The sequence below is a fragment of the bacterium genome, assembly GCA_030247525.1.
Taxonomy (GTDB): Bacteria; Electryoneota; JAOADG01; order JAOADG01; family JAOADG01; genus JAOTSC01.
Window position 1 is genome coordinate 1 of the sequence record JAOTSC010000239.1, and the last position, 3,784, is coordinate 3,784.

General features: G+C 49.0%; 1 protein-coding gene. It reads right to left on the reverse strand.

Translation table 11 applies throughout. The features are described from left to right. Positions 1-3,784, reverse strand: a 3,784-nt coding sequence (locus OEM52_14395; protein MDK9701325.1) for a carboxypeptidase-like regulatory domain-containing protein, incomplete at both ends; no start/stop codon positions are given.

Below are 3,784 nucleotides of genomic sequence, written 5' to 3' on the forward strand. Positions count from 1 at the left end.
GCATAAAATACGATACCCCAAGAATTCATATTTGTTGGAATCCCTTGTCCGGGTTGCGCGCCGTAGTAAATCGGGAGGAAGAAATTGTTCGCACCCGCATTGTACTGAATCCCGACGGTTGCCGAAACTGAAGCTGAATGAATCCGGTTGTAACCAAACAGGAACATGCGTTCGTTCCCATAGAATACGATTTGGAACTGAACGGTGTCGGTGGCATTGGGATATCGATTGCCATCCCACTGTAACACAAAAACATTATTTGCAGGATAGTATTGTTTATACACGGTCGCTTCCAAGTCGTCCCATAACGGCATCAGGGCATTGAAGGCAAGGTTCGCAGGTAATTGCGAATTCACGTTATAACCGGTGCCAGTAGTTACCTCAGTGAATTTCACAATGCCATTGGTCGATACGAACAGTCGCGAAAAATTGACGCCATAGTAATTGAAAACAAAACCATCCATATCACACATGACGCCTTGGTCGTCACCTGCAACTACTGTTGTACCGGTACTCGTAATATCCGGCCAGAACAGCAACTCCGGTACTTCCGGTTCGGTGATGTCATAAGCGCGATAGCCGAATGCATCAGGCCCCCAAATCTGATCGGCAGCCGGGGGAGTAATGGGATCACGAGGCAATGTTGCGGACACGCCGTCGAGGGCGGAACGGTAACGAATCTCGGCATTCCATGTAAGTCGAGCATCGCCACTATTCTGGAGCGTCAAAGGACGGGTAACAACTTGTCCACGATTTCCAGTAATCTCAAAACTTACTGGATTCGCTACCAAATCGCCTTGTCCCAAAGTGTCGCGAATCGTGGTTGTTTGTCCAGTAGCAATCGAAACCGTATTGCGAATAATCGAATCGGGATAGAAACACGGTCGTGAAATCTTTACCCGCCAATTTCCAACCGGCAACTGCATCGTGTACTGCCCGGCGGCATTGGTTGTCGTATTCCACGTATCATTGATAGCAATCGCAACATTGGATACCGGCGTACCATTCGGTCGAACAACCGAACCACTGAGCGTTCCCGTTCCTGTCGTAGTTTGGAAAAATGCGACGGAAGATTGCGTCGTCGGCGTAAATGCACCATTCCCATTCAGATTAAGTTGGTAACCCGTTATACCACTGGCATCCTCGATTCCGATGCCATATAACGGATTACGCGGCGCAGTGCGATAAGCGAAAGTAATCGCACCTACTGAATCGATTCGTACTTGGAAACTTCCGGCAGTATCGCGGGTGGTTCGGAACAGAATATTCTCGAAGGAAACAATGAACATCCGATTCATTGGTGATGCATAAGATACCGTTCCCTGCGAACAATCGAGTTCGCCCCACAGTGGTGCTATTACCGCATTGGGAGCGGTTTGATTGGGGAAACCGGGACAGTCGCGTGGCCACCACTGCTCATCAGTAAAAGAAAGGAACCCATTCGAAGAAATCGTCACCGAATCGAACACCGTTCCGAAGAAGTTGTATGGAAATCCTAAGGGAACTTTCTGCGCTTGATCGATAGTAAATGGCAACGTTGTTGCACCCGGCGTATTCAACCAATAGTAAGTCGTTGTTTGGTACGGATTCCGGAAGGAAGCAAATGCGGGATTCGATGGATTCGATGCGTTCGGCACTTCGTCGATTGCGTTGACCGTATAGGTGTACGTATGCAGCGTATCGACATTACGGTCGTTATAACTGGTCTGGGCAAAGGGAATCGTCGTTAGAAGCGCACTATTCCGGTAAATCCGAAACGAGGTTCCATCAACTAATGGTGTTCCATCCCGATTCGTGGTTGGGGCTGCCCAAGCTAATCGAATCACCGAATCACCTTCGGCTATCGCCGAAAGATTCACTGGTGACGCAGGTTGCATATTAAATCGTACACCGGTTATATCAGTTGCAAACACCTCGGTTGGCGCGGTAGAGTAAGTCGCGGAGACCCGATAGGTGTGCGCTACATTCTCACCATTACTTCCGATTGAATCGTCATAGGAAAGCGCTGTGGATGGTAGAGTTGCTCGCAATACAGCATCACGATATACTTTAAATCCTGTAAGAATATCAGTTTCATCGGTTCCGGTCGTACCGGGGGGATCCCATGTCAAGCGAACCCGGTCGTCGAAATTCGCGATTGCAGTGCAGTTAGCCGGGGGTAGATTCCCCACTTGCAGAAGCCGAACATTCCGCGTAATCACAGTGTCAGGGGTAACTTGGAATTGAACCGTTCGGGTTTGATAACCCGGCGAAGAAACTTCCAAACTATAAGTTGATCCTGTCAGCGCATTCACGTTAACAAACGAATAACTCCCATTTGCAGGATTCGTTTGTGTCATCCGGCGGATTGGATACGATAGGTTGTAATTCAAAGCGACCTGCGCGGACAGTGGGGCACCAGTAGTCGAATCGGACACTATGCCAAGAACGTTACAGAACGATAAACTTGGGTAAACGTGATAAGTACGATTGTTAATCGTTTCCAAAATACCCCGGTAGGTATAGCCAAATCCGTCAGTTCCAAACCGATTTTCAACGCCGTTCGTTTGCTCGGTTGAAAACTGTGGCGGAACTACACGGCGGAAATTCAAGTAAATTTCTCCGTTGGTTTGTAAGACATACTGGAAGGAAACCGATGTCAATGGAGCACCATAGAACTGAGCGGAAAGCACACTTACGATGAATCGGTTATTCGTGGAATCATACCAGCAGCGAATACTGTCGCGAGACGCGACGAGGTCGGTCCAATAACCAGCAATCAAGTTGTTGGGTAACACAGGATTGGGTATGCCATTGCAAAAGCGAAGATCGGCATCGTCTACAGTTAAACTGCGGGCAACAAATCCATTGGTAGAAATTTGTAACGTATCCCAATACTCACCGAAGAACGGGAACCTAAACGGCAGCGGGATTGGCGCTGAGATTTCGTCGTCACCGTAGACTGCCGCACTGCCACGATTCGCAATATCCACCCACTGAAAACTCGGTAGTGTTTCCGATAAATACATCCCAAAGGGGCGAGGATACACGCCGGTTACATTCGATACATCGGATAATCCCTCATCATATACCGCACGTACGTAGTGTCGATACAGCACACCATTAGTAAGTCCAACATCAGTATATGTTGTATCGGTAGGAAGATTGCGATACCCGACCAAAGCGGTATCGGTGCCGGTAATGCGATAGATATTGTAACCGAAAAGCGCATCGGTCGCATTGCGATTGCGTTCGTACTCGATTCGGGATAAATCGTGTTCGATTTCCTGCAATCGTCGCTCATAGCGAATTCGCCGCTCGTTATGGGATGGTATACGGGAAAGAACATCGATTAGAGCGGTCCGCTCGGAAAGTAATCCCGGCTCGTCGACTGCCGCGGCGGGTCGATTCCAACGCAAGAAGATTTGCTCATTTTGCCCACCGGTGGCGACCAGATTCGTTGGCGCATTCGGAGTTATCGTTTGATTCGTTAGGGCAAGAATCCGGTTTAATGTATCGGTGTTTGCGATGGCAAACTGAGCGGTGGTCGTCGCTTGGTAACCGTTAGCAAAGGCGCGCAGGCGATAGTTTCCGGTCTTCATGTTAGAAAACACCGCATACCCGTCGGCGTCAGTAACCGACAAATAATTCCAGACTCCGTACAAATCGACTTGCGCGTTAGGGATCGCTATCGTAGAGTCGGCATTCATCACCCGCACCGTAACTTGCGCAAGGGATAGTGCGAACCGGACCGCTAAGGAATCAAACGGTACAACGGGATTACCATTACGGGTATACTGCAACC